Below are 21,803 nucleotides of genomic sequence, written 5' to 3'. Positions count from 1 at the left end.
AGAATGTCTTCCGCATTGCTTTTTTCTTTTTTGCTTTCAAATTGCTGTACTTTTTGAATCGTATCCTCTAGTTCTTTGCTGGCTGCAACCAGTTTTTCATCAAACTGGCTGCTCGGCATACTCAGTGAAATCAAATCACTTACGCTGCTGTAAATATTAGAGATGCGACTATCCATTTCATGTTTCTTGGGTTGAAGATTGGAAAGTTTGTTTTGCGCTTGAAGCAATGCATCTTCCAGAATAACCGCATTCTCATCAGTTTCTCCCGTTGTTGACTGAAAATCCTGTAAGGTTTTCATCATTTCCATAATAAGGAATTTATTAGCGAGTTCCAATCCAGTCACAACTGTCTTTTGGTTATTATTGATGTCGTTGACAATCGCTTTTCCTGTTTCACCCTGCATGGCATCAGCTTGTATAATCCCATTCAATGCGTTTTTGGCTTTTTCAAGTTGTTCATTGGTTTTACCGGTGTCTTTTTGGAGTTTTGCCAGTACTTCAAGGAATTCCTTTAAATCTACTTGAAAGCCCATTTAATCCGCCTCTCTTTCTGGTGAAGTATGAACAGCTTCATAGAAGGCAAGCGCTTTATCTAGTGGTAAAAAGGCACTGGATAGCTTGCCATTTGCTACTTGCATACTTCGTAAGAAAGTAAAAGCAAATTGTTCTTCCCATTCATTCGTCATCCCAGGTGAAACAACTCGCTTAATCATCATATTGGACACATAAATCGCTGGTGTGTTACTCATTTCACCAAACGGCCACAAGTAACCAAGATAATCTACCACATAATCGTTAAATCCCTCTCTTAACGGTACTTTGCGCCCTGTTAAAACCACGAGTTCTCCGAGTTCACTATTCTTGAACATATTTTGAATTACTTCTGGCATCATGTCTACGTCCAATTCCACAACGGTACCTAGTGGCAAAATTTCACTATAACACGCATCAATCAAACCCATCAAACGTAAAAATTGAGAAAATGGAATGTCTAATTGCGTTTCTAATCGTTCAAAACGAATTGTCTCATTCGGATAATCAAACGTCACTGAGAATTTCGCACCGATTTTTGGTTTGTTTTCAAAGACATCTTCTTGATTTCGAAACGCCTTGTAAACCTCACGAAAAAGGGAAGGCTGATTCCCCAGCAAGTTACCCATTTGTAATAGTTCGTCAGTAATCTCTAAATCTAATGTTTTGTCATTTTGTAAAACAACTTCTAAAAGTTCTCGTTTGTTATATTCGACCATATTATTTGAACCTCACTGTGTTTTGTTGGATTACATTCGCCATTTTGGCATCTTCATCGACAATTTTGTCCGCGACGGCTTTCATTTTGCCTGTGTCAGCAGAAGATACTCCTTTAAATGCTTCTAAAGTTGTTCCGGCTTTCTCTACTAAATTTTGAAAACCCGTCAACCGAGATAGATTATTCTTGGTAATTTTCGGTGAGGGAACTTTCTCTATCCGATTAACTGCGCTCTCTGCATTTGTGACTGCTCCGGTAAATTTCCCTTTATCTATACCTATTTTCCCCATTGGTATTTTCCCCTTTTTCTATAACATAGCACGCAAACCGCTAATACTTGCTGAAATGCTCGCAATAGCGTCACCTATTATAGACTGATCCATTTCTAATAGAATGATTTTATTATTCATCGCGTTTAGCTTTTCATTGTGCTTCTCTTTATCTGCATCAAGTGCTCTTGTGATTTCTTCTAATTTTTTATCGAATTTATCACGACGTGTTCCTTTAAACTGGCCTGTTGTTAGACTCCTGCCTAAATTGGTAAACTCTTTCTTATAAGAATCAAAATGATGAAGTTCTCCCTGTAAAGATCTCTTTGCGGCTTTTAAGCGCTCTAACTTTTGGGCATTTGCCCTGTGGCTAGCCATTTTACTATCATAACTTGCCTTAAATCGATCAACACTTGCATGGATATCCGCTTTTCGTGCAGCTTCTTTGGCTTTATCTTCTTCTTGAGCCATAATGTTTTCCCTCCTCAAAATCTATTTCCCTATCAAGACTATCTTTCTGTTTGTAACTACTCAGCCATACACACCACTCGCAGATAAAATTGATCTACTCACTAACTAATTTCACCCGTCCTGCATTTCGTCCAACAAAGAAATGAGACTCATCTAATTCCACTGTAGGTTCACTATAACTAGATTTCACATTTATCAATCCTTGATCAGCTAAACGTGTTCCAATCATCCCTGCTGGAATATTTGCTCGTAATCGTTTATTAAATTCATCATAACTGTTCTCAATTTGTTTTTGATTGCCGTGGAAAATGAAATAAACACCTACTTTAGAACCATTTTTTAAGTATTTATTGAATGTTTCATCCGAAATAAATGTTTTATCTCCAAATATTTGTGCATCTGGAATATACACAAACATCGGTTGATTTTCACTTTGTGTCTCTCTTTCTTCAATTTCACTCATTAGATCATTAACAAAAGTACTGTACTCCATATCTGATACAATCACATCGAAGCTTTCTTTGAATCTGCCAAATCGTTCGCTCCCATTAAACACAATTCTTTGTGCTTTCCCTTCAAAATGTTTAAAGTTTTGAACGATTATACGCTCAATATATTCCGTTTGCTGTGGCGTATCGTCTCCAATCACAAAATAACCATGTTTTTCTGGTACAAAACCAACGACATTTGTGGTTTCTTTACTTAGAGCAAGTGGTAGTTGTAGATTATCCAACATCTCTTGTACCTGTGGATTTGTATAAAAATCATGCATAGAGATCGTTTTAGATAACATCGGAATCTTGGTAGGACGTGTGCCCTTCCATTGCTGATTCATCTGTGCAATCTCTTGCTCTAAATTATTCAATCGATCAATATCATTTTTTCCATGAGTTGGTAAATAAATTTGAACTTCATGTGGCTCGTCTAGTTTGATTTGCGCTCGTCCAACAATTTCTTGCGAAATCAAAGCATCGCGTCCTACAACATCTCGAATTGCACCTTCTTCCACAAGGAATAGCCCAATATGTGATGGAATATTACTCGCCATACTCATTCTGAAGCTGTTCGTACGAAGAACCGTCATAACTACATAGAGTCCCAAACTTGCTCCTTCTCGTAAAAGCTGATTTAACACAGATTCTATAGCTTCCTCTAAAGGACTCTCCTTAATTGAGTCAAAACCATCAACAATGGTAACAATCCCTGGCAACTGCTTTCCTGATTTCTCTTCATATTGAGACAGACTTGCGACACCATACTCTGTAAATGCGTCTTTTCGACTTTGAATTTCTTTGCGAATTCGTTTGAGGAACTTCATCAGTTTTTCTTCTTCCTCTAACCGAACAATATCCACCACATGCGGTAAATCTTTTATTGGAAGTAAACCATTCGTACCAAAATCAAATAGGTTAAACTGGACCTGTTCAGGATTGTTAATTCTTGATAAATTCATTACAAGAGTTTGTAATGCAGTCGATTTCCCAAAGCCTGGAGATCCATAGATTGCAAGGTGACTCAACTCTTCTAAATTAAGTAAAAAGTCAATTTGTTCTTGTCTTGATGGAATATCCATCAAACCAAATGGAACTGAAAGATTTCTTTTCGAATCCGCTGAAGTTACTACATTAATCTTTGGACTATCAATTTCTGTTTTTAATGGAGGTAACCAAGGTTTTTCAGGAAGAACTGCATTTGTTTTTTCAGCATGAATCACAATATCTTCTACAATCGCGTCCAATTGTGTTTGTTTTTCTTCCTTTTTCATGGACACTTCATCATCTTGAGATAAATCTGTAGTTAACAATTCGTGCTGGCCCAATTGATTAATTAGCCAAATTCTTTCATCTACTTTTTCTTCATATTGTGCATCTGGATTATAATACGCTCCACTCCACGCAGATTGAAACAGTTCATAAATTTCATTGTTTCCGACCTGTAAATACGCTCGTCCTGGTTGAGTAATCGTTGCTGCATCAGGTGTTTTAATAATTTCATTTGAATCGCTTGGATCGGCTACTTTTAATGCTAATTTGAATCGTGAGTTTGACCAAATCTGGTCGTCCACTACTCCACTTGGCTTTTGAGTAGCTAAAATCAAATGAACTCCTAACGAACGACCAATACGTGCAGTTGATACTAGCTCAGCCATAAAGTCTGGTTCATTTGCTTTTAATTCTGCAAATTCATCACTGATTAAGAAAAGGTGCGGTAATGGGTCTGATGGATAGTTTTTCTTTTCTACAGGATCAGCAATTTCTTTTCCCTGTTTGTACAACTTGGTATACCCATTAATATGATTAACACCAAATTCACCAAATTTCCGTTGTCTCTTTTGTAATTCTGCTCGAATACTTTGTAATGCTCTTGCAGAACTTGCACCGTCTAAGTTTGTAATCGATCCTAAAAGATGTGGTAAATTCTTAAATAAATTCGCCATACCTCCACCCTTAAAATCAATCGGTAAAAAGCCAACGTCTTCTGGTGCAAAATTTACTGCTAAAGATAAAATATAACTTTGGACAATTTCCGATTTACCAGATCCTGTTGTACCTGCCACGAGTCCATGTGGGCCATGTGCTCGTTCGTGTAAATTCAAATAAACAATGTCATCTTTTCCTCGAACACCCAAAGGAACAGCTAATGACTTTGAAGTGTCTGCTTTTTCCCAACGAGCACCAATATGTAACTCTCCAACATTTTTCACATCATATAATTCTAGAAAGTCAATCGATTCTGGAATCGCATTTTTCTCTACCTCAACATGTTCTAAATTAGCTAAGCGTTGTATTGCTTGCTCAATTGGATAACTTTTAGGTAAATGGTTGGGAACAAAAAGTTGATTCACGTACTCATTATTATTATTAATTAATACCGCGGATTCGTTACTTTGATAATCAATAACTGTGGTTGCTGTCTCTGGCAACATATTTAACGCTTCTTTCCCCCAAATGACCGTAACACCGTATTGACTCATATCTTCAGCTAAAAATTCATTTAATCCATGCCCAGAGAGCCAGCTCTCGTCTAAAATCGTAAACATATAATGCGGAGCAAAGGTTACTTTCTCATTACCCGCCTCTTTGACTTGTTGCCGACGTTTTGTTAACAACTGATAGAACGAATTTAAAACCATGTCACGTGTCTGTGAATTATGAATAATTCCTCGTAAATTTAAGCTCCGTATTTGAAAATGTGGCAACCAACGCCATGCATGCCAACTATCTTGATAATCTTCTTCTGGAACTAATGCTACAAATTCTACATCTCTATAAGAATGTAAAACAGAAAGCTGAAATAATATTGTCTGTACAGCTATTCGTAGTACTGTTTTTGTTCCTGCAAGTCCTAACGTTTGATTTAACATCGAGATGGCAATAGGTGCATCTTTTAACGTTTGATGTGGCCAAACAATTTTTTCTTCTGCAAATTTACTTAAAGCATCATCTTCTTCTCTTGAATGATAACTGACTTTATAACTACTTTGAATCTCTCCATGACCCAAACGAATACTTATAAAATCAGCATTTGTCATAGTTTTTTCATAAATTCGTGGACTGTATTCTTTTGTCATCAAAGACAATGAATCCATATCAGGGAAGTTATACGTTAAAGCTTCAAATTGCTTTTGAGAGAGCAACGACAATTCTTTTTCCTTTTGAATAAGATACTTTTCATAGTACTCACTTCGCTTAAGATTCTTTTGTTTTACTTCTTTCTTATTCGTAATATAACTTGAAACAGAGAAGCCTGCCGTGAGTAAACTTACTCCTCCCATGCTTAACATCATAATAGGGTTTCCATTACTTAATACGCTCGTTGCACCACTTAAAACAACCATTGCCAATGGCGGAACAATCGTACGCAATAGATCACTTCTCCCATCAGTTTCCTCAGCTCTTGGAGGTTGAATTGCTATCTCTTCTTTAGGCTCTCGTAAATGAATTCTTGGACTACGTCTAAATTCAGGGAAATTTTTTGGGTATTCTGGAATAAATATCTCGTTAATAATCTCCCAAGAATTTAGTGAAAATTCATTGGTTATCTTACACAACTTAAATTGTTTTTCTCTCAATTCAATAAGCACACCATCAATAACAAGTTGATCCCCTACAGACAAAACTTTTTCTAATCGAGCTACTTTCTCTCCATTAAAGTAAACTAACACCCCATTTGAAAACAGATTTAACTGGTAAGTTTCATTCTTTTCATTAAATGTGACCAGAGCAAAAGCCTTAGTCGGAATGGTGATTCCTGAGTCCTTTGAAGAAGAAATCACAAAATTTGTTTTCGGCTTGATAGTTGTTAAAACCTCTAATTTTTCATGAGGTAACGCGAGAATTCCGTCCTTCATATCACCTGTCCATGGATCTTGATCTAAGAACAAATGCGTGCCATCAAAAGAAATTTCATGGTTACCAATCTTAATTGATGGCTTTGACATTGTTAGTTCGTGATGCGAAAATATATGACCAAATGAAAAAATATCATAGAGTACAGACGCTTTATTTACAATTTGATCATCAATTGGTACACCTTCACTAGATAATCTATTGTTTAGGTTTCTGATCATCCGTCTTCCCCTCCAATAACTTCATGTACTTTTCCATCTCTTCCTTATATTTCGAAAGTAATTCTTGTTTCTTCGTACCATTCATCTTGTTATCTGCATTTGTTACATCATAAACTTTTGTATAGGCGTGAAGAATATATTGATTATCTCCAATATTTTTAGCAATATTTAAGGCCTTTTCAAAGTCTCCTTTTCCTATATAGATCCAATAAAGTAATGAGTTATCATTAGATTTTTGGGAGATAGTCCCTAATACAGATTCTTTCTGCTCTTTAGACAAGCTATCTAGTTGAATCGAGCTCACTGCTAACACATATTGTGCGCTTTTAGGAAGATTCTCTGGTTTGTCTTCCTTTAAAGTATCTAGAACATCTGAATAATTATTTGAAATAAACTTTGATTCGGCACTTATGATTCGTTTTTGCTGAGGTACAATATTTAATGAATATATCCCTACCCCTATTGAAAGACCTAATGTTGCAAGACCAAGAATAATTGTTCCCCACTTAAAAACAGTGTGATTTCTACTTTTCACCAGTATACTTGTAGCATTTCTTTTTTCCTTTTGAATCGCAACTGTTTCCATTAGTAACTTGTCTATCTCTTCAAACGAAGAAGATTCTTGAATTTTTTCGGAAAAAGGATCTCGGACTGCACCGGCCCCATCAATAAGATTCTCAAAATCCAGTTTTGGATTTAAAATATAAAGAAGTAATGCCTTGTATTGTTTTAGATATACTTCTTCTGTTGAAAGATAAGGAATAACGGTATTTATTACGCCACGATGACCAATAAACAACTCTTCCCCAAAAATAAAGATATTTTTAGGATGGATAAATGGCGTTACTGGTTGGTTAAGATATTCTTTTAAGAAATTTACTTTTTGTGCTAAAAGAAGGCGATCAAATGCATCTAATTTTTTAACATATTGTTCAAGCGAAAAAGATAATTCATCTTTTTCATAAGTGATAATGACCTTTTCTTCATTCGCCACTTCTATCTTTCCAGTCAAAAAGTGTGGTGCTTTATTTAAAAATAACTGGAATTGCTTTACACCTGACAAAGAATATTGATTAGCTGTTAAGTGCACTTTAATAAAAGTAGATGTAGTTTCCTCTTTAATAACTATCAAACTATTTTTCATTTCCCCCATACTCTAGTGTTCCTCCAAACTCCCTATAATTTCTTTTACGGCTAATTGATCACCATCCGCCAATGGATATTTCGCCAATATAACATTTTCATCTAAATGAATTGGCTTATTTTTTACTTCCAATGAAAAATGAGTGGGCAATTCTATATTTACTAAAGATAATGAATCAACCAATAGTTCTTTCAATCTATTAGAAGAAACCTGATTAGGTATTGTTAAATCAAGTATTTGCTCATTAACATGAAGTTCGATATTAATCATTGTTCTTTCTGCCATTGTTTACTCCTTTTTCCGTATAAATAGGTTTGAAAATCTTTTACCTAATAACCAGCCTAAAATTAATATTCCAATCACACCCATGCTTAACAGTATCCAGAAGGTCCATCTAGGAATTTCATAATTGGTATCTTCCACAGTTGCTTCATTTTCATTAGAAGCTTGGTAGTCTTTAGAAAACAGCTGCTTGGTAATTGTATCCTGTGGTTTCTTTTCTACACTCTCAGCGGTAAGAAATAATTTTTCTTTTATACCTGAAGTACTCTTTCTATTTTCTTTCTCAAGTTCCTTATTTTTTGTGTTTTTGTCTTTTAAAAACAAATCTTCTATCCCTGTAACAGAATAATTATTTTTATGATTTTCTTTTTCATAAATCACGTTGTTATGAATCGTTAGTTTTCCATCTTCAGCGTAAGCTAGACTGCTAAAACTAGTAAAAAGATTTGTCACACAAAAAGAAATTAGAAGAGAAAAAACGAGAAATTTTGGTTTTATCATTTTTTCCAAATTCGTACATCCTTTCTCCTAACAACATAAGCTATTGCTCTTGTTCAGCTTTCTCTGACTTTTTCACACCTGGAAAAGCAATGAAATTTGTACCAATTCCTACAACAATAATAATTACCAATAACAAGTAACTTTCCCATCCAACATGAATACCATTGCTTAGTGCTGTATAACCATTTTCTATGTTTTGAAGCGGTGAAAAACGATAAAGCAAATCGACAATACTACCCGGACGAGTATGCATTCCTAATAATGGTGTTAACATGAGATATAATCCTAAAAGTGAAACACAAACATAGAGTGTTATATTTTTAAACTGACGAGAAAAACCTGTTATTAATAAAGTTCCACCTAAAATATTTAGGAACGTGTAACTAAACCAAGAGATATTAAACACTTTCAAAATACTAAAAGTAGTTATTCCAGCAAAGAATAGTGAGATAATTAGACTGACACCTGTTACCTTCATAACATTAGGAACATTTAGCCATGCCCTTGTAGGTGTAATAAAAACCATATCTTTCTTAATTTCTCTACGTTGAATAGTACGACATAAGGAAATGCCGGTAATGACTGAAAGAACAGCTCCAACAAGCGTCATATAGTAAGGAATAATAGACGTTTGGCGAGTAGCTTCAAAACTTCCTTTTGTAGCAATTGGGGCTGATAGAAAATTGAATACTTTATAATTATCTGCTCCACCTCGTTTGGTATTAGAAAGCACTTTGCTAAACTCTTCTGAGTATTTTTCATTTTTACTTGTATTCTTTTGAATTTGAGTGACTGAAGTATTTAAATTATTCAAAACAGTATCTGCATTTTTTTGAACATTATCTGTATTTTCTTTCAACTCCTGAATTTTTGGAGAAATGTCATGAGCTTTCGCTGCAGATTTTTCTATACTTTCAGCCGAGTTCTTTGAACTCTGAACTAAATCTTCCATTTCTTTTACTAAGCTATCTGTTTCTGAAGAAATTGGTATTGTATCGTTCTCTGCAGGATGTTGATTTTCTGCAGGATGTTGATTTTCTACAGGATGTTGATTTTCTGCACTTTTTACAGATTCTTCTTGGATTTTTTCATTTTCTTTCCATGATTGATACGCTTCATTAATCTGTTGATTGGCTTGCACAAACCAATTATTTAACTTTTCTGCTTCATTCAGAAACTTCTCAGGTTCAGTCATTAGATTTAAAGTTCCATATAACGTATTTTTTGTTCCATCATGATTTTTATCCGTTGTTGATCCAATTGTTTCTTGTAAATTTTTTATCTGGCCTTCAATATCTGTATAGAGTTGATTTCCTTTATTCTTAAATTCTTCATAAATTTTCTCTGTAATAGCATCTATCTTTTGTTCACCTGTGATATTGTTATACATACGATAAACAGAGTTTGGATTTGCCAACTCTTCGAGAGTCTTCTCTTGATTTTCAATTTTGTTAATCATATCTGCATAGCTATCAATAGATATGGAATCTTCTGGATTTCCAAATAAGGTAACAATTTGCTGTGCAGTGCTATCAAGCATTTGAAATTGTTTCAATAACTCAGGTAAGTCAGATATTAAATTCTTATTTACATCTATATATTCTGCATAGCTGGCATTTACTTGAGTTTGCTCATTAACAATCCATGAATAATCAACAGAGACAAAAGATTTTTTCTTCATTTCTTCATCCAAGGTCCAATCAAAATCCGCCTTAAACGTTAAGCTAAAACTTGAAGGTAACGGCGGAAGATCCTTTTCTTTAGAAGTTGGCCTATTAGGCTCATTTTCTGTTTCTGGTTTCGATCCTGTTTCCGGTTTCGGCTCTGGTTCCGTTGGCGGATCTACTGGCGGTTTCGGCTTTTCTGGTTCCGTTGGCGGATCTACCGGCGGTTTTGGTTTCTCTGGATCCGTTGGCGGATCTACCGGCGGTTTTGGTTTCTCTGGTTCTGTGGGGTTCTTTTTCAATGAAATACTGAATTCATGATTAGAAACTTCACTCCACTCAGAAATATACCCATATGATTTGAGTTTTTGATCCAATTCTGTTTTTAACACCGGTAAAAGATCCGTCAAATTTCTTATTCCTAAACTTCCTTGTTCTGTATGGTCTGTCTTCAAAGAGATTCTATTATCTTTTGTTGGATCAATAGATATAGTGACCTCCCTATTATTTATAGGAATTATAGCGTTATGTTCAGGCTTAGCTTCTAGATAGGAAAAGTTTCCTTCCTTTCCTATTTCTTTTTCAAAATTTTTCGCATAACGCCGAACTATAGTTAGCTCATCTTGGAATTTTTTAGATTGAGAATCAGTTATAATATTCTCAGCAATTAACTTTTGTAAAAGATTTTCTAAAGTGTCTGCTGGAATTTGTGGTAGACTTTCTTCTATCATTTGACGATAACGATTATCTAAATTAACTTTATTTTCTTTTGAATCAGCCATTAGTTTCACAATCGCCTGTTTAATATCCTCCTCAGAAGCTGTATCCGGATTTTTTTCTGCACTTCCATAATAAGTTTGGGCAATCTGTTTTCTTAAATCATTAAGAGTTTCAACTTGCGATTGCAATTGCTTAATTTCATCTTTTAGTTCATCAATTCGAGCAGTTTGTGTTTCTTGAAATAGCTTGGCGTTTAGCAAGAATTCCGTATAAACCCCAGATGAATTCACTTCACCTGCTGCCGGTGTATAAAAGTTTCCTAGTTGTTTAAACATTGATTGGTTCAAACCATCATATTTTGCTTTATATCCCGATAAATCAGATTGCCGTTGGTTTTCTAATTGCGTTTTCTGTAGGTTAAATTGATCCTCAAATTGCTTTAAGGAATCTTTTAACTTTTCATTTGTTTTATCGATATTTTCGTTAACTGATTTTTTGGCTTCTTTTGTCGAGGTACTGCCTGCTTCTAAGCTCTTATTATTATCATCCATTAGAGTTTTTACGGATGATACAAATGCTTGTTGTTCCGAGAGAAAACCTTTATTATCTTCATCAAGAATACTCGAAACATTTGATAAATTATTAAATCCTCCCGACAACTCCTTAAATGGATCTTGAATATTTGTCATCAGATATTTCTTAGCATCAGTTTCTGCTCCAACAATTTTATTAACATTTATTTGGGCTTCTGATAAATTTCCTACAATACTTGAGAAATACATCTGCACAACTCGTTGATTGAAATCTTTCAAAATATCATTTACTTGTGTTTGAACGGCTTGATTGGATATCTCATTTTGCCCTTTACGTACACGATAATTAATGGTCGCCTTTTCTGGTGCTATACTTTGAAGGGACAAAAGACGTTCGGAGAAATCTTGAGGAATAATAATTTCTGCATCAAATTGACCATTCTCAATTCCTGCATTAGCAATATTCCTACTGACCGTCTGCCAACTTTTTTTGGAATCTTGATTAATCAGAGTAACAAAGTCTGCACCTAGTTCATACTTCCTCCCCTCAAAAACAGCCCCTTTATCTTCATTCACTAAAACATATTGAACCTTGGATACTTTTTGATTTGTAGACCGGTACACATTATCATCTTTAAAACCAAAATAAGTGAAAGTCAAAATAAGAAATAATCCACCAAGTATAATGATGAGTAATGGAAAATAACTCTGATATTTTTTTATCAAAATACATTTCTTCCTTTCAGATAAATTAAAAAAGGTGTCAGCACAATGAGTTGCACTGACCCCTTTTTTAAACACTTAATTTAAGCCAAACGAACCTGCATCCTGACGGTCACGGTCTGCGACTGTATCTGCATATTTGGTCAACTGCATATGAATACTTTGTAATAAATTTTCCATTTGTTTCACATTACCTTCAAGCTGTTTGTATTGCTCCAAGTAAGCTCGAAAAGCTTCCCCCTGCCATTCTTGGGCAATCGTTGAATTCATAGAATTCACTTTACGAATAGCGTCTTCAATTTGTGAAGAGGCCGTTTGATATATTTTCGCCTGAGATTTTAGTTGTTCGGGTGTGACCGTAATAGCTCCTGCCATAATATCATCTCCTTGTTTTCTAACTATCCTTACGGATAATATAATATAATTCAAAATTATTTTAAATCTTGGACCAAGCGAGCTTCTTTCTTTGCCTCTCATTATATACACACGTGTCTTATATGACACACAGAAAGAAGGAACAATATTATAAACATAAAATAATAAATGAAATAGAAAAAGGAAGGTCATAATTTAATAATTACAACCTCCCCAAAAATATAAACCTTATGTAGAAATTTTAATTTCGTACTTCTGTTTTATAAATTCAATTAATTCTTCATTCATCTTGTAATAATTATCAGCACCTATATATTTACAGACCAACTGTGCTTTTTTTAGCATTTCTTCACCTTTTTTATTTCCTCTCAAACATTCCCAAATACCATTAATCATTAATTTTAGGTTTTTTTCAAAAAACATTTCTTCTTCGAGTGAAAATGAATTCATTTTATCCATATATTTCCATATAAGGTTCATCCTATCGTGCTGGATAAAGAAAATAATTGCATTTGTTAACATCCTAAAGCATTCACTTTTTCCATCTCTAAATTCTTTGTAATGATTGATTCCCAAAAGTGCTTTTTCAAGGGTGATTTCTATAAATTCAGGCGTAAATGCAAACATACAGTTGTTGAATAAAACTAGTTCATAGCGAGTCCATGTCTGCATGTTTATTAAATATTGATAAATTTTAGTTTCTCTTGTTTCAAGAGTTTCATTTTTTAATCTAGCAATGAGCAACTGACATAAACTCGAAAGATGTTCATACTTAATTCCATCTCGCCCTTTAACTAGATTACAAAGACTTTCTAGCCTTATTAACTCTTCTACATCTTTCTTCATAAAAGCATTTCTTATTTCACCCATAATCTGACTGATTACATTTACATCCTTTGGGTAATCAAAAGCTTTTAATTCATCAAAGTATACATTAATTCTAGAAAGCATATAAGTTAGATTTGTAACACTAGTATCTGCACGATTATTTACAAATCTGTTGTAAACAGATCTACTAACAAAATCACCACAAACATCTTTAATAGTTAGTCCCTTTTGTTTTCTCGTATAATCAATAAGTTCTCCGATCTCCATAAAACATCTCGCCCTTCCGAATGATTCTTATCCGACTAATATGTGTCGTGTTTTTATAAAAATCACTTATTACGCTACACATTCAAAAAAATTGCCTTTCTCTTATTATTATTTTTTAATAAGCAATGAAAGGAGTTGTTACTATGTGGTGGTGGATAATAATCACTTTATAGAATAATTTTGCACCAGAACCTATGTATTTTTCGCTGATGGATGAAACAATAGTGTCATTTACATTTAAGCAAAACAAAAAAAATACATAGAAAAGATCATTTTTTAATAAGATACACCAGAATTTCCTCCATCATTTTTTCATGATAAAATGAAATAACCAAATTCCTATATTTTATATCATGCTGGGGTACAGCCGAGATATATGTAAAAACAGGTCATAGACTTACTTTTATTTCCAATGTGATTTGAAACTGGATTTTTTATAAAAAAACAAGTAGATTTTTAGATTCTAGATAAATTTATACTTGTCTTGCTTTACTACATTGCTTATTAAAAAACATTGAAATAATTAATAATAATACTCCTATTGCAAATAAAATTAGGTTATTTGACAAAATCACTTCATCTTTCCAATATTCTAAAAATATTAATAAACCATGTCTAACTGAAAAAAACAATCCTAATCCAAATATTGAAAGCAGATATGGAGATGTATTCCTTTCCTTTCCTTTTCTTTCCTTTTACCTCCTTTTTATCACTATATTAGCACATTTTGTATTAACTTGTTAAATTAATACTTATCAAACTTATTTTTTGATGCCTTTTAGTTGAAACTCCAGCATTATAGAAATGGTTCGAATTACAGGCAATAACCCATCCTATAATTATCAATGTTAAAGAAAACAACTTAAGACACGCCCTATATATAATCTAAATCTTTAAGATAAACCCAGGATATTCCCCCTATAACAGCACCAACTATCCCTAGAATCAAACCCCTATATTTTTGTAAAAACATCAAGTTATCCCTTTCGTACAAACAAAATATTCCATATATAAATAATACGGTTCTGGTGCAAAAATAAAATAAAAGAGAATAAAGCGCATATATTCCTAACGGAATCGTATCTTATGCTACCAGTCCAAACAATTGATGGATGAATTTTTTCTGGTTTTGGACAGACTGGTCCCGTAAATCAATCTGTTCTTTTTTAATCATATGCATAGCTTCTACTCCAGAAAGAATGGATGTAGCTGTGTCAAAACATTTGAACCCTAGCATAGAATGGATTCGCTTCTTTATAAAGCGATGATCTTGTTCTACTATGTTATTCAAGTATTTTTGTTGTCTAAGTTGCATACCATCAGGTATGCTTTTCTCTTTTTTCAACTGTTCAATTGCTATAGGATAAGCTGGATTCTTATCGACTGTCATAACACGAGGCTGCGAAACATGAAAAGACCGCAAAGCTTTCTTGAAAAAGCGCTTTGCAGTCTTCTGGTCTCTTGTTTTTCCTAGGCAAAAATCGATTGTGTTTCCTCTCGAATCAACAGCACGATACAGGTACATCCATTGACCTTTTACTTTGATATATGTTTCATCGACTCTCCAAGAGTCATTTGTTTGAGGTGACGTCGGATTCGTTTGTCCAATTCAGGACCATACTGGTGTACCCAAGGCATAATCGTTGTATGAGAAATAGATAAACCCCGTTCTTCTAGTATTTCCACCAAATCACGAAAACTGAGGTTGTACCGTAGGTACCATCTTACCGTTAACAAAATAATATCAGGCTAATAATGCCTCCATTTGAATACATTTTCCTTTTCCATACCAATCACGCACCCTTTCTAAAGTAATAGTAACAGTATGTCCAAGATTTATAGATTCATTGCAGTTGTCCTTAAGTTTTTGCACCAGAACCAGGAGTCTTCTTGGCTAAAATGATAAAATAAATATTACATAATGATCTATTAATCTTTGAAATATTTGTAAGAAATGCTAAAGTTAAATAGGTTAAAAAAATATATAAAGTGAGGCGATATTTTTGAAAAAGTTTAGCTTATTACTAGCGGTATTTGTAATGATTGTTTCATTATTTATCCCTAATCTTGCAAGTGCTAAATCTTTCCCTGATGTCCCATCTAATCATTGGGCATATAAAGAAATTAACTATTTAGCGGAAAAAGGCATTATTAATGGTACTCCGGAGGGATATTTTAATCCTAGTGACAATGTAACTCGTGGACAAATGGCATTAATGTTAGATTTATCGTTAAATTTAGAAAAGCCAGCTAGCTATACTCATATTTTTTCAGATGTAACCAAGGGTATTTATTACTATGATTCTGTACATAAGTTAGCGCATTATAACATTGTACAACGTGAAAAAAACTACTTCCCTGATCGTTCGTTAACTCGTGCAGAAATGGCTGTCGTACTCGTCAAAACATTTAATTTAAAACCTACAGGTACTGACGTAAACTTCCCTGATGTTCCAGCTAGTCATTGGGGTTATCAATATATCAAAACTTTAGCTCAAAATAATATTACTGCTGGATTTCCTGATGGTACATTCGGTCCAGACTTAAAAGTAACTCGTGAGCAATTCGCTGCATTCTTAGCTCGCGTATTAGAACCAAGCTTCCGTCCAACTCTTCCTCAACCTAAAGGCAACTTAGAAGTTCATTATATTGATGTAGGACAGGGTGATGCAACGTTTATAAAGTCTCCAAGTGGAGAAACTATCCTCATTGACGGAGGTAACAACGGCAAAGGTAAGGTAGTCGCAAATTATCTAAAGGGACTAGGATTCCAAACCATTGATTATATGATTGCTACGCACCCTGATGCCGATCATGTAGGCGGCTTAGATGAAGTACTTTATTCCATGAATGTAAAAAATGTTTATGCACCTAAAGTAAGTCATACAACCGATACATTTAAAGACTTTTTAACTGCAGTAGCCGACAAAGGATTAACAATTAAAGAAGCAAAGTCTGGCCTGAATTTACCCATAAACGGTTTAAACTCACAATTCCTAGCTCCTGTTAAAGAATATGGTGACGACTTAAACGAATGGAGCGCTGTATTAAAAATAACGCACGGCAGCAAATCATTCTTATTTACTGGCGATGCTGAAGCGAAAAGCGAAAAAGATATGGTTGCAGCGCATGGGTCAAACTTAAAATCAGATGTATTAAAACCTGGTCACCATGGAAGTAAGACTTCTTCTTCTCAGCCATTTTTAGATGCAGTCAAACCAAACATCGCTGTTATTAGCGCCGGTGCAGGTAACAGATATGGACATCCTACACAAGAAACTTTAGCAAAGTTATCTTTAATGTCTGTTAAGGTGTATAGAACAGATTTAAATGGAACTGTAGTTATTGATAGTGATGGTTCAAATATTTCTGTTAGAACGGAGAGATAATTATGCAAAAAGGAATTATTGACCGTTTTGAAGGAGAATTGGCAGTTATTGAAATGAAAAGCATAACAATTGATGTGCCAAGATCCAAACTCCCATCTTCTGCAAAAGAAGGTGACGTTCTTATTATTGAGGATGATAAGTATACCATTGATAAGAAAGAAACCGACAAAAGAAAGCGTGAAATTCAAAATTTAATAGATAAACTATTTGAATAATAAATTTTCAAATTAAACATATCTATGTGAAAAAGCCGGCTCTTATGAGTGGGCTTTTTCACATACACATAGGATTCACTTTTGTATTTACAATGTAAACGAGTTGATAGATACGGGTAAGAAGGTGGGACATTTTTTTCAACTAAAGGTATACCTTATGAACAAAGAGAACTAGCTCCTGGAGCAAATAAAAAGCCGTATAATGTTTATGAATTGATTAAACCTGTAGACGCTATGGGCGGAACAATTGCGCCATGGTTTGGTGAATCAGGAATGGGGACACAATCTGAGTTTATTGAACTACCCCCACTTTCACTTCGTTTAGAAGAGGGGGGATTCCTAAGTAAAGAGTTCTATCGAACTCTAATTTATTAGGCTATCTCCACAGTCCTTGCGGTTAGAAGCCTTATCGCTTCATTCTTTAGATTGATACTTGCGTTAATATCCCTATCATGGTGTGTACGACAAGAAGGGCAGTCCCATTTACGTAGGTTTAGATTTTTAACGTCTTTGTTTTGATATCCACAACAAGAACATAATTGGCTTGAAGCAAATGTTTTCGATACGACAATGACTTGTTTGCCGTACCATTACACCAGTTTAATTGAAATGTTAAAATTATTTCTGCATTTCCAAGACAAGGTCGATAATTTAATTTTTGAAGGAGAAAATAATATGGATTACAAATTTGAATTACTTAGTACAGGTAGTTTAGTTATTAGATTACCAAAGAAATTCGATATTTTAGAAGCTTTTTTTAATGTAGAGGTATCTGAATTCGGTGATTGGATAGCAGAAACTGTAGATAAAGTTTTAAACGAAAAAAGTGATTATGAAAAAATAAGTGCGAATATTTTTGGAGCAGATGTTCGAAAAGATAGAACTTCTATATTTAATAAGTATGATGAAGATGAAATCCCTCTTGAAATAGAAACTATTACATTACGAGATCTAATAGATATTTGGTTAAATGAGCACACGAAATTGACAATCGAAAAAAATAACAAGTAAATAATGTTACATACAGCACGAAAAAGACTGCCCGTAATAGGCGACCTTTTCCGTTGAATTAACGCACATTCACATACGTATTACTAGCCGTAATATAGAACACTTGCCAATGACTATTATGCACTTTATATTGATACGAACCATTTACACTTATCTTCGCATCAATTATAAATCCTTATCCTGTATCAACAGAACCAGCAACAACACACTTACCTACAAAGGGACTCCACAGTAATTTCTCCTATTATATATATAAATCATTCTTAGTTAAATTGGTTTGATTTAATAAGGAGCTAAAAACCTCTAAATATTTATTTTATAATTACATAAATAATCCTAATATATTTAAAGTATGATACAATGATACGGTTATTAATAGTAATTAGGGGGAGATACAGCATGAACTATACACATATACCAAAAGAAATAGGAATGATTAAGCCGACTCCATTCGCTTCGATACCTAAGAAATTCATCGGTATTGGTAAGATTGTTAAAAAACAAACAAAAGTGGAGCGCCCTACATTAACCCAAGACGAACAAGAAATTATTGAAAACAAGTTACTATGTTCATTTCTTTCTGAAGAGAAGATATTGATTACTTATTATAGAGATGGTCATTTGCTTACTAGATATGTGACTGTAACTGACATAAATCCGATAAAGAATTTAATAACTTGCACTGATGCATCTTATAACAGAATTTTCCTTAAATTTATGGATATAATTGATTTGAGATAAAGTTTGATTAAAAACCTCTTACAAATCCACATTCTGTGTTACACAAAAAGACTCCATTTTGAAAAAAGATTGATGAAAATAGAGTCTTTCTTTGTGAATGGATGTTCAATCTTCATAAAAAAGTTTGATCAAAGCACATTTAGAATTCTTTAATTGAAAAGATATAGCATCGCATCTTTCTTATAAACATCGTGTCTTTATTTCATATCCATATCTTAAGTCGATAGGCATGTATGGCGCTTCCTTTATTTATTTTTAAATATAAAATTAACAATTTGAGCGCAAATTGAACTTACAAAAAAAGCTGCTTCATCAGCAGCTTTCTCCCTATCTATTATATTTTCTCTAATTCACTACCAAGAAACTTCGCAATCTCTAGCATACCGTATTTTCCAACAACTGCTTCAGCGTCAGCATTGTAGTTTGTGTTTGTATTAATGTCATAAGTGAAAATTTCACCATCGGCATTTCGAATAAACTCAATGCCCGCGATGGCGATATCATTTGCAGCCAAAACAGCCTCATATTTTTGAATAATTGGGTCATCAAAGCCCTCAATAATTTGAAACTTCGTTTTTTCCGGGGCTTTCTCTCCAACAGGACAGAACAAATCTCCAATTTGACAAGCATCAGCTGGGCACAATTCAAAGCCTTTAGACGTATCGACTTGAACTGCATATACAAATTTCCCGCCTACAAACTCACATCGTGTAATGTAAGGCTCAGGAGATTGAATGTATTCTTGAATTAATGTAATACCATCTACTGGCTCTTCAAATGCTGCACTTTCTACGTATTCTTGTAAAGAAGCAACAGACTGAAACAGTTGAACACCTAGTCCTTTTCCAGCACGGTTATGCTTCGTAATGAATAGACGTCCTTCAAATTGCGTTGCCGCTTCTATAATATGCTCCTTACCAACAGCTGCAATTGTCTTAGGTGTCCGGATTCCTTCTTCATTCAGTGCCATATATTGCGCGACTTTACTTACTTCAAGCTGCAATGCTCTGCTTCCGTTGAACACTTTTTGGTTATGCCTCTCTAACCAAGCAAGGACCGCACCCGTAAACTCTGGTGCAAAGCGGTGATTTCTTGTGTGAGAAGAAGCGCTCATACGGTTATAAAATACGCCCTGCGGTGGAACAGACGAAAGATCAACATTCCCTTTGTCCAAATGCCATTCTTCATAAGGAAGATTGAGTTCTTCTAATCTTCTTGTTAGATGTCTTGTCCACTCTGTGTTTTCATGAATAACGTGAATCTTCTTCAAGGGAATACCTTCTTTCTAAAATATGATTATATTCATTATACTATTTTTAGTAGTCTGTAAAATAATAATTTTACAATAATTTAACTTAATACAAGAAAAAATGAAACACCATCCTTACCCTGATTCACTCAGGGATTCTACATACACGGCATGGAATAAATACATTCTTCTTTAAGCCGTTATTACAACCATTTTGCCCCCCAAGTCTGAAATATCACCTGTTTTTTGATATTTCCGGACCCAATTCATTAACTGTGTTCTACTTCTAAGCTTATATTTTTTCGCTATAGCTGATTGGCTACCCTCACCATTTAAATAACTTTTTACACTGTCTACCTTAAGGGGATAACATCAAAAGTTTGTTATCCCTATTAAGTAGAAACTTGCTATATAGAATAATTTTTTTATATGATAAAGTGGGCTTATGCTTAAATGAAAAAAGGAGAGTGACCCAGATGACAAACCAAAATGAAACGAACGCTTTACCGCCAAAAACATGTACGATTGAACGTCTCATCACGATTCAGGAGGACATTGAAAAAGTACTTGCAGGACAGAAAACGGCTACTCGCCGCAACGGGAGATATGCGGATGTCGGGGAAGTGATGGAGCTTCAAGGTCACCGGTATGTTGTGGAGAAGGTCTATTCGCAGTCACTTGGCGAATTGACTGATGAGCATGCCCGTCAAGAAGGCTATGCGAATGTGGAGGAATATAAGCAATCTATCCTGTCTCTTCACCCTGGCATGCCGTGGCTGCCAAATATGAGAGTTTGGGTTCATGAGTTCCGTCTCATCGAAGGTTAATGTGATATAAGGATGGACATGTTATATCGACTGCTTCTGTATATACATATTTTTAGTGTAATCTTATCCATCGGCCCGTTTTTTGTATTGCTTCCGCTCATCAAAAAATTGCGGGCTACAGAGGCCCGAACACAGCAGGCTTATCTGGATGTATTCCGATTTTCGGTCAGGCTGGCCAAGCATGCCGGGCATGTGCTGGTTGCATCCGGGGTTCTGCTTGTACTGGCGGGCCCTTGGACTTGGAAGACCCCTTGGATTGTGATGACCCTTATTCTCATGGCGAGTTCAATATTTTTCCTGGCCCGCGCCTTTTCTCCGACCATTCGGAAATTCAGCGAAACGGGCCAAGACAAGAACGCCTTGATTCAATTGTTGCGGCGTTCTGTTTGGATTTACATTGTTCTTTTAATGGCGATGTTATGGTTCATGGTGACAAAGCCCGCGCTGTGGCAGGGGTGATAGATCTAGGGCGAATAGCGGCTTGCCGTTTGAATTCGCCAGGCGGCATGGAACAAGGTGTAGGTGTTAAAAAAAGTTTGATCAAAACCTTGTGTGACGTATTGTTTTTTCAGCAAAAAACAAGAGCTAAATTTTGAAAAAAGTCTGATCAAAATTTAGCTCTTTGGCATTTTACCCACATTCATTTTTTTTAAAAAAGTTTGATTATTTTATTTAATATATCTTTTTTTGTCCCGTAGTTGAACTACCCCCACTTTCACTTCGTTTAGAAGAGGGGGATTCCTAAGTAAAGAGTTCTATCGAACTCTAATTTATT

The 21,803-nt window shown here is 34.7% G+C and carries 18 protein-coding genes and 6 pseudogenes; 7 read left to right on the top strand and 17 right to left on the bottom strand.

Annotated elements, in window-relative coordinates; translation table 11 throughout:
* The 13 genes and pseudogenes from JDS80_RS27785 to JDS80_RS27730 all read right to left on the bottom strand — a co-directional run.
* Window positions 1-533 (bottom strand): T7SS effector LXG polymorphic toxin (locus JDS80_RS27785; RefSeq protein WP_242477443.1); only part of this gene is annotated, 533 nt, incomplete at its 3' end.
* Window positions 534-1,250, bottom strand: a complete 717-nt coding sequence (locus JDS80_RS27780) for a DUF4176 domain-containing protein (protein WP_088004774.1) — start codon at window positions 1,248-1,250, stop codon at window positions 534-536.
* A 1-nt stretch (window position 1,251) separates the two neighbouring features.
* The gene (locus JDS80_RS27775) at window positions 1,252-1,539 is read right to left on the bottom strand and encodes a TIGR04197 family type VII secretion effector (RefSeq protein WP_071746599.1); all 288 of its coding nucleotides are present in this window, start codon (window positions 1,537-1,539) and stop codon (window positions 1,252-1,254) included.
* Between the two features lie 18 nt (window positions 1,540-1,557).
* On the bottom strand, window positions 1,558-1,989 hold the full coding sequence (locus tag JDS80_RS27770) for a DUF5082 family protein (RefSeq protein ID WP_199640513.1): 432 nt from the start codon (window positions 1,987-1,989) through the stop codon (window positions 1,558-1,560).
* 94 nt (window positions 1,990-2,083) lie between these two features.
* Entirely contained in the window at window positions 2,084-6,559 is a 4,476-nt protein-coding gene (essC, locus tag JDS80_RS27765) for a type VII secretion protein EssC (RefSeq protein WP_199640512.1), read from the bottom strand.
* On the bottom strand, window positions 6,537-7,712 hold the full coding sequence (essB, locus tag JDS80_RS27760) for a type VII secretion protein EssB (protein WP_199640511.1): 1,176 nt from the start codon (window positions 7,710-7,712) through the stop codon (window positions 6,537-6,539). The genes essC and essB overlap by 23 nt, the downstream gene beginning before the upstream one ends.
* A gap of 3 nt (window positions 7,713-7,715) precedes the next feature.
* Window positions 7,716-7,988: an EsaB/YukD family protein gene (locus JDS80_RS27755; RefSeq protein WP_016128393.1), complete on the bottom strand. Its 273-nt coding sequence runs from the start codon at window positions 7,986-7,988 to the stop codon at window positions 7,716-7,718.
* Window positions 7,989-7,991: 3 nt separating this feature from the next.
* Window positions 7,992-8,486, bottom strand: a complete 495-nt coding sequence (gene essA, locus JDS80_RS27750) for a type VII secretion protein EssA (RefSeq protein ID WP_240514177.1) — start codon at window positions 8,484-8,486, stop codon at window positions 7,992-7,994.
* Between the two features lie 40 nt (window positions 8,487-8,526).
* A complete protein-coding gene (gene esaA, locus JDS80_RS27745; protein ID WP_199640510.1) occupies window positions 8,527-12,129 on the bottom strand; it encodes a type VII secretion protein EsaA in 3,603 nt (1,200 codons plus the stop codon).
* A gap of 75 nt (window positions 12,130-12,204) precedes the next feature.
* Window positions 12,205-12,501, bottom strand: coding sequence for a WXG100 family type VII secretion target (locus tag JDS80_RS27740; protein ID WP_002186998.1), 297 nt, complete (start codon window positions 12,499-12,501; stop codon window positions 12,205-12,207).
* A gap of 228 nt (window positions 12,502-12,729) precedes the next feature.
* On the bottom strand, window positions 12,730-13,596 hold the full coding sequence (locus JDS80_RS27735) for an Rgg/GadR/MutR family transcriptional regulator (protein WP_071746624.1): 867 nt from the start codon (window positions 13,594-13,596) through the stop codon (window positions 12,730-12,732).
* Window positions 13,597-14,328: 732 nt separating this feature from the next.
* Window positions 14,329-14,569 (bottom strand): annotated as a pseudogene (locus JDS80_RS32180) (hypothetical protein).
* 111 nt (window positions 14,570-14,680) lie between these two features.
* Window positions 14,681-15,339 (bottom strand): annotated as a pseudogene (locus tag JDS80_RS27730) (IS6 family transposase).
* A gap of 260 nt (window positions 15,340-15,599) precedes the next feature.
* Here JDS80_RS27730 and JDS80_RS27725 point away from each other — a divergent pair.
* The 3 genes and pseudogenes from JDS80_RS27725 to JDS80_RS27715 form a co-directional block, all read left to right on the top strand.
* Complete coding sequence (locus JDS80_RS27725; RefSeq protein WP_071734877.1) at window positions 15,600-16,985, top strand: S-layer homology domain-containing protein; 1,386 nt, start codon at window positions 15,600-15,602, stop codon at window positions 16,983-16,985.
* Between the two features lie 2 nt (window positions 16,986-16,987).
* A complete protein-coding gene (locus tag JDS80_RS27720; RefSeq protein WP_071734878.1) occupies window positions 16,988-17,200 on the top strand; it encodes a DUF3006 domain-containing protein in 213 nt (70 codons plus the stop codon).
* A 132-nt stretch (window positions 17,201-17,332) separates the two neighbouring features.
* Window positions 17,333-17,575, top strand: a pseudogene (locus JDS80_RS27715) (TNT domain-containing protein); the annotation flags it as partial.
* Here JDS80_RS27715 and JDS80_RS27710 read toward each other — a convergent pair.
* Window positions 17,572-17,790 (bottom strand): annotated as a pseudogene (locus JDS80_RS27710) (zinc ribbon domain-containing protein); the annotation flags it as partial. The pseudogenes JDS80_RS27715 and JDS80_RS27710 overlap by 4 nt on opposite strands.
* Window positions 17,791-17,875: 85 nt before the next feature.
* Here JDS80_RS27710 and JDS80_RS27705 point away from each other — a divergent pair.
* On the top strand, window positions 17,876-18,211 hold the full coding sequence (locus JDS80_RS27705) for a hypothetical protein (RefSeq protein ID WP_071746626.1): 336 nt from the start codon (window positions 17,876-17,878) through the stop codon (window positions 18,209-18,211).
* Window positions 18,212-18,269: 58 nt separating this feature from the next.
* On the opposite strand, the pseudogene JDS80_RS32450 reads toward JDS80_RS27705, so the two are convergent.
* Window positions 18,270-18,413, bottom strand: a pseudogene (locus tag JDS80_RS32450) (N-acetylmuramoyl-L-alanine amidase); the annotation flags it as partial.
* A 197-nt stretch (window positions 18,414-18,610) separates the two neighbouring features.
* Here JDS80_RS32450 and JDS80_RS27700 point away from each other — a divergent pair.
* Entirely contained in the window at window positions 18,611-18,952 is a 342-nt protein-coding gene (locus JDS80_RS27700) for a YolD-like family protein (RefSeq protein ID WP_071746627.1), read from the top strand.
* 334 nt (window positions 18,953-19,286) lie between these two features.
* On the opposite strand, the gene JDS80_RS27695 is transcribed toward JDS80_RS27700, so the two are convergent.
* Both JDS80_RS27695 and JDS80_RS31735 read right to left on the bottom strand, forming a co-directional pair.
* A complete protein-coding gene (locus JDS80_RS27695) occupies window positions 19,287-20,222 on the bottom strand; it encodes an ATP-grasp domain-containing protein (RefSeq protein WP_199640509.1) in 936 nt (311 codons plus the stop codon).
* Between the two features lie 171 nt (window positions 20,223-20,393).
* A pseudogene (locus JDS80_RS31735) lies at window positions 20,394-20,540 on the bottom strand (helix-turn-helix domain-containing protein); the annotation flags it as partial.
* 137 nt (window positions 20,541-20,677) lie between these two features.
* Between JDS80_RS31735 and JDS80_RS27685 the strand changes: the two are divergent.
* Both JDS80_RS27685 and JDS80_RS27680 read left to right on the top strand, forming a co-directional pair.
* Window positions 20,678-21,028 (top strand): ASCH domain-containing protein, encoded by a 351-nt coding sequence (locus JDS80_RS27685; RefSeq protein ID WP_071734882.1) that lies wholly within the window; start codon window positions 20,678-20,680, stop codon window positions 21,026-21,028.
* Between the two features lie 18 nt (window positions 21,029-21,046).
* Complete coding sequence (locus JDS80_RS27680; RefSeq protein WP_078182012.1) at window positions 21,047-21,487, top strand: DUF2269 family protein; 441 nt, start codon at window positions 21,047-21,049, stop codon at window positions 21,485-21,487.
* The last annotated feature ends 316 nt before the right edge of the window (window positions 21,488-21,803 follow it).

This window comes from Bacillus cereus group sp. N8 (assembly GCF_016483685.1).
Classification (GTDB): domain Bacteria; phylum Bacillota; class Bacilli; order Bacillales; family Bacillaceae_G; genus Bacillus_A; species Bacillus_A proteolyticus.
This window is presented reverse-complemented; position numbering and strand designations above follow the sequence as displayed.

Bases quoted from the DNA above. Each gene is read 5' to 3' on its own strand.
- essB (WP_199640511.1), bottom strand. From the start codon at position 7,712: ATGGGGGAAATGAAAAATAGTTTGATAGTTATTAAAGAGGAAACTACA.
- JDS80_RS27720 (WP_071734878.1), top strand. From the start codon at position 16,988: ATGCAAAAAGGAATTATTGACCGTTTTGAAGGAGAATTGGCAGTTATT.
- JDS80_RS27685 (WP_071734882.1), top strand. From the start codon at position 20,678: ATGACAAACCAAAATGAAACGAACGCTTTACCGCCAAAAACATGTACG.
- JDS80_RS27740 (WP_002186998.1), bottom strand. From the start codon at position 12,501: ATGGCAGGAGCTATTACGGTCACACCCGAACAACTAAAATCTCAGGCG.
- JDS80_RS27780 (WP_088004774.1), bottom strand. From the start codon at position 1,250: ATGGTCGAATATAACAAACGAGAACTTTTAGAAGTTGTTTTACAAAAT.
- JDS80_RS27700 (WP_071746627.1), top strand. From the start codon at position 18,611: ATGAACTATACACATATACCAAAAGAAATAGGAATGATTAAGCCGACT.
- JDS80_RS27735 (WP_071746624.1), bottom strand. From the start codon at position 13,596: ATGGAGATCGGAGAACTTATTGATTATACGAGAAAACAAAAGGGACTA.
- essC (WP_199640512.1), bottom strand. From the start codon at position 6,559: ATGATCAGAAACCTAAACAATAGATTATCTAGTGAAGGTGTACCAATT.
- JDS80_RS27680 (WP_078182012.1), top strand. From the start codon at position 21,047: ATGTTATATCGACTGCTTCTGTATATACATATTTTTAGTGTAATCTTA.
- JDS80_RS27775 (WP_071746599.1), bottom strand. From the start codon at position 1,539: ATGGGGAAAATAGGTATAGATAAAGGGAAATTTACCGGAGCAGTCACA.
- JDS80_RS27770 (WP_199640513.1), bottom strand. From the start codon at position 1,989: ATGGCTCAAGAAGAAGATAAAGCCAAAGAAGCTGCACGAAAAGCGGAT.
- essA (WP_240514177.1), bottom strand. From the start codon at position 8,486: ATGATAAAACCAAAATTTCTCGTTTTTTCTCTTCTAATTTCTTTTTGT.
- JDS80_RS27705 (WP_071746626.1), top strand. From the start codon at position 17,876: ATGGATTACAAATTTGAATTACTTAGTACAGGTAGTTTAGTTATTAGA.
- JDS80_RS27755 (WP_016128393.1), bottom strand. From the start codon at position 7,988: ATGGCAGAAAGAACAATGATTAATATCGAACTTCATGTTAATGAGCAA.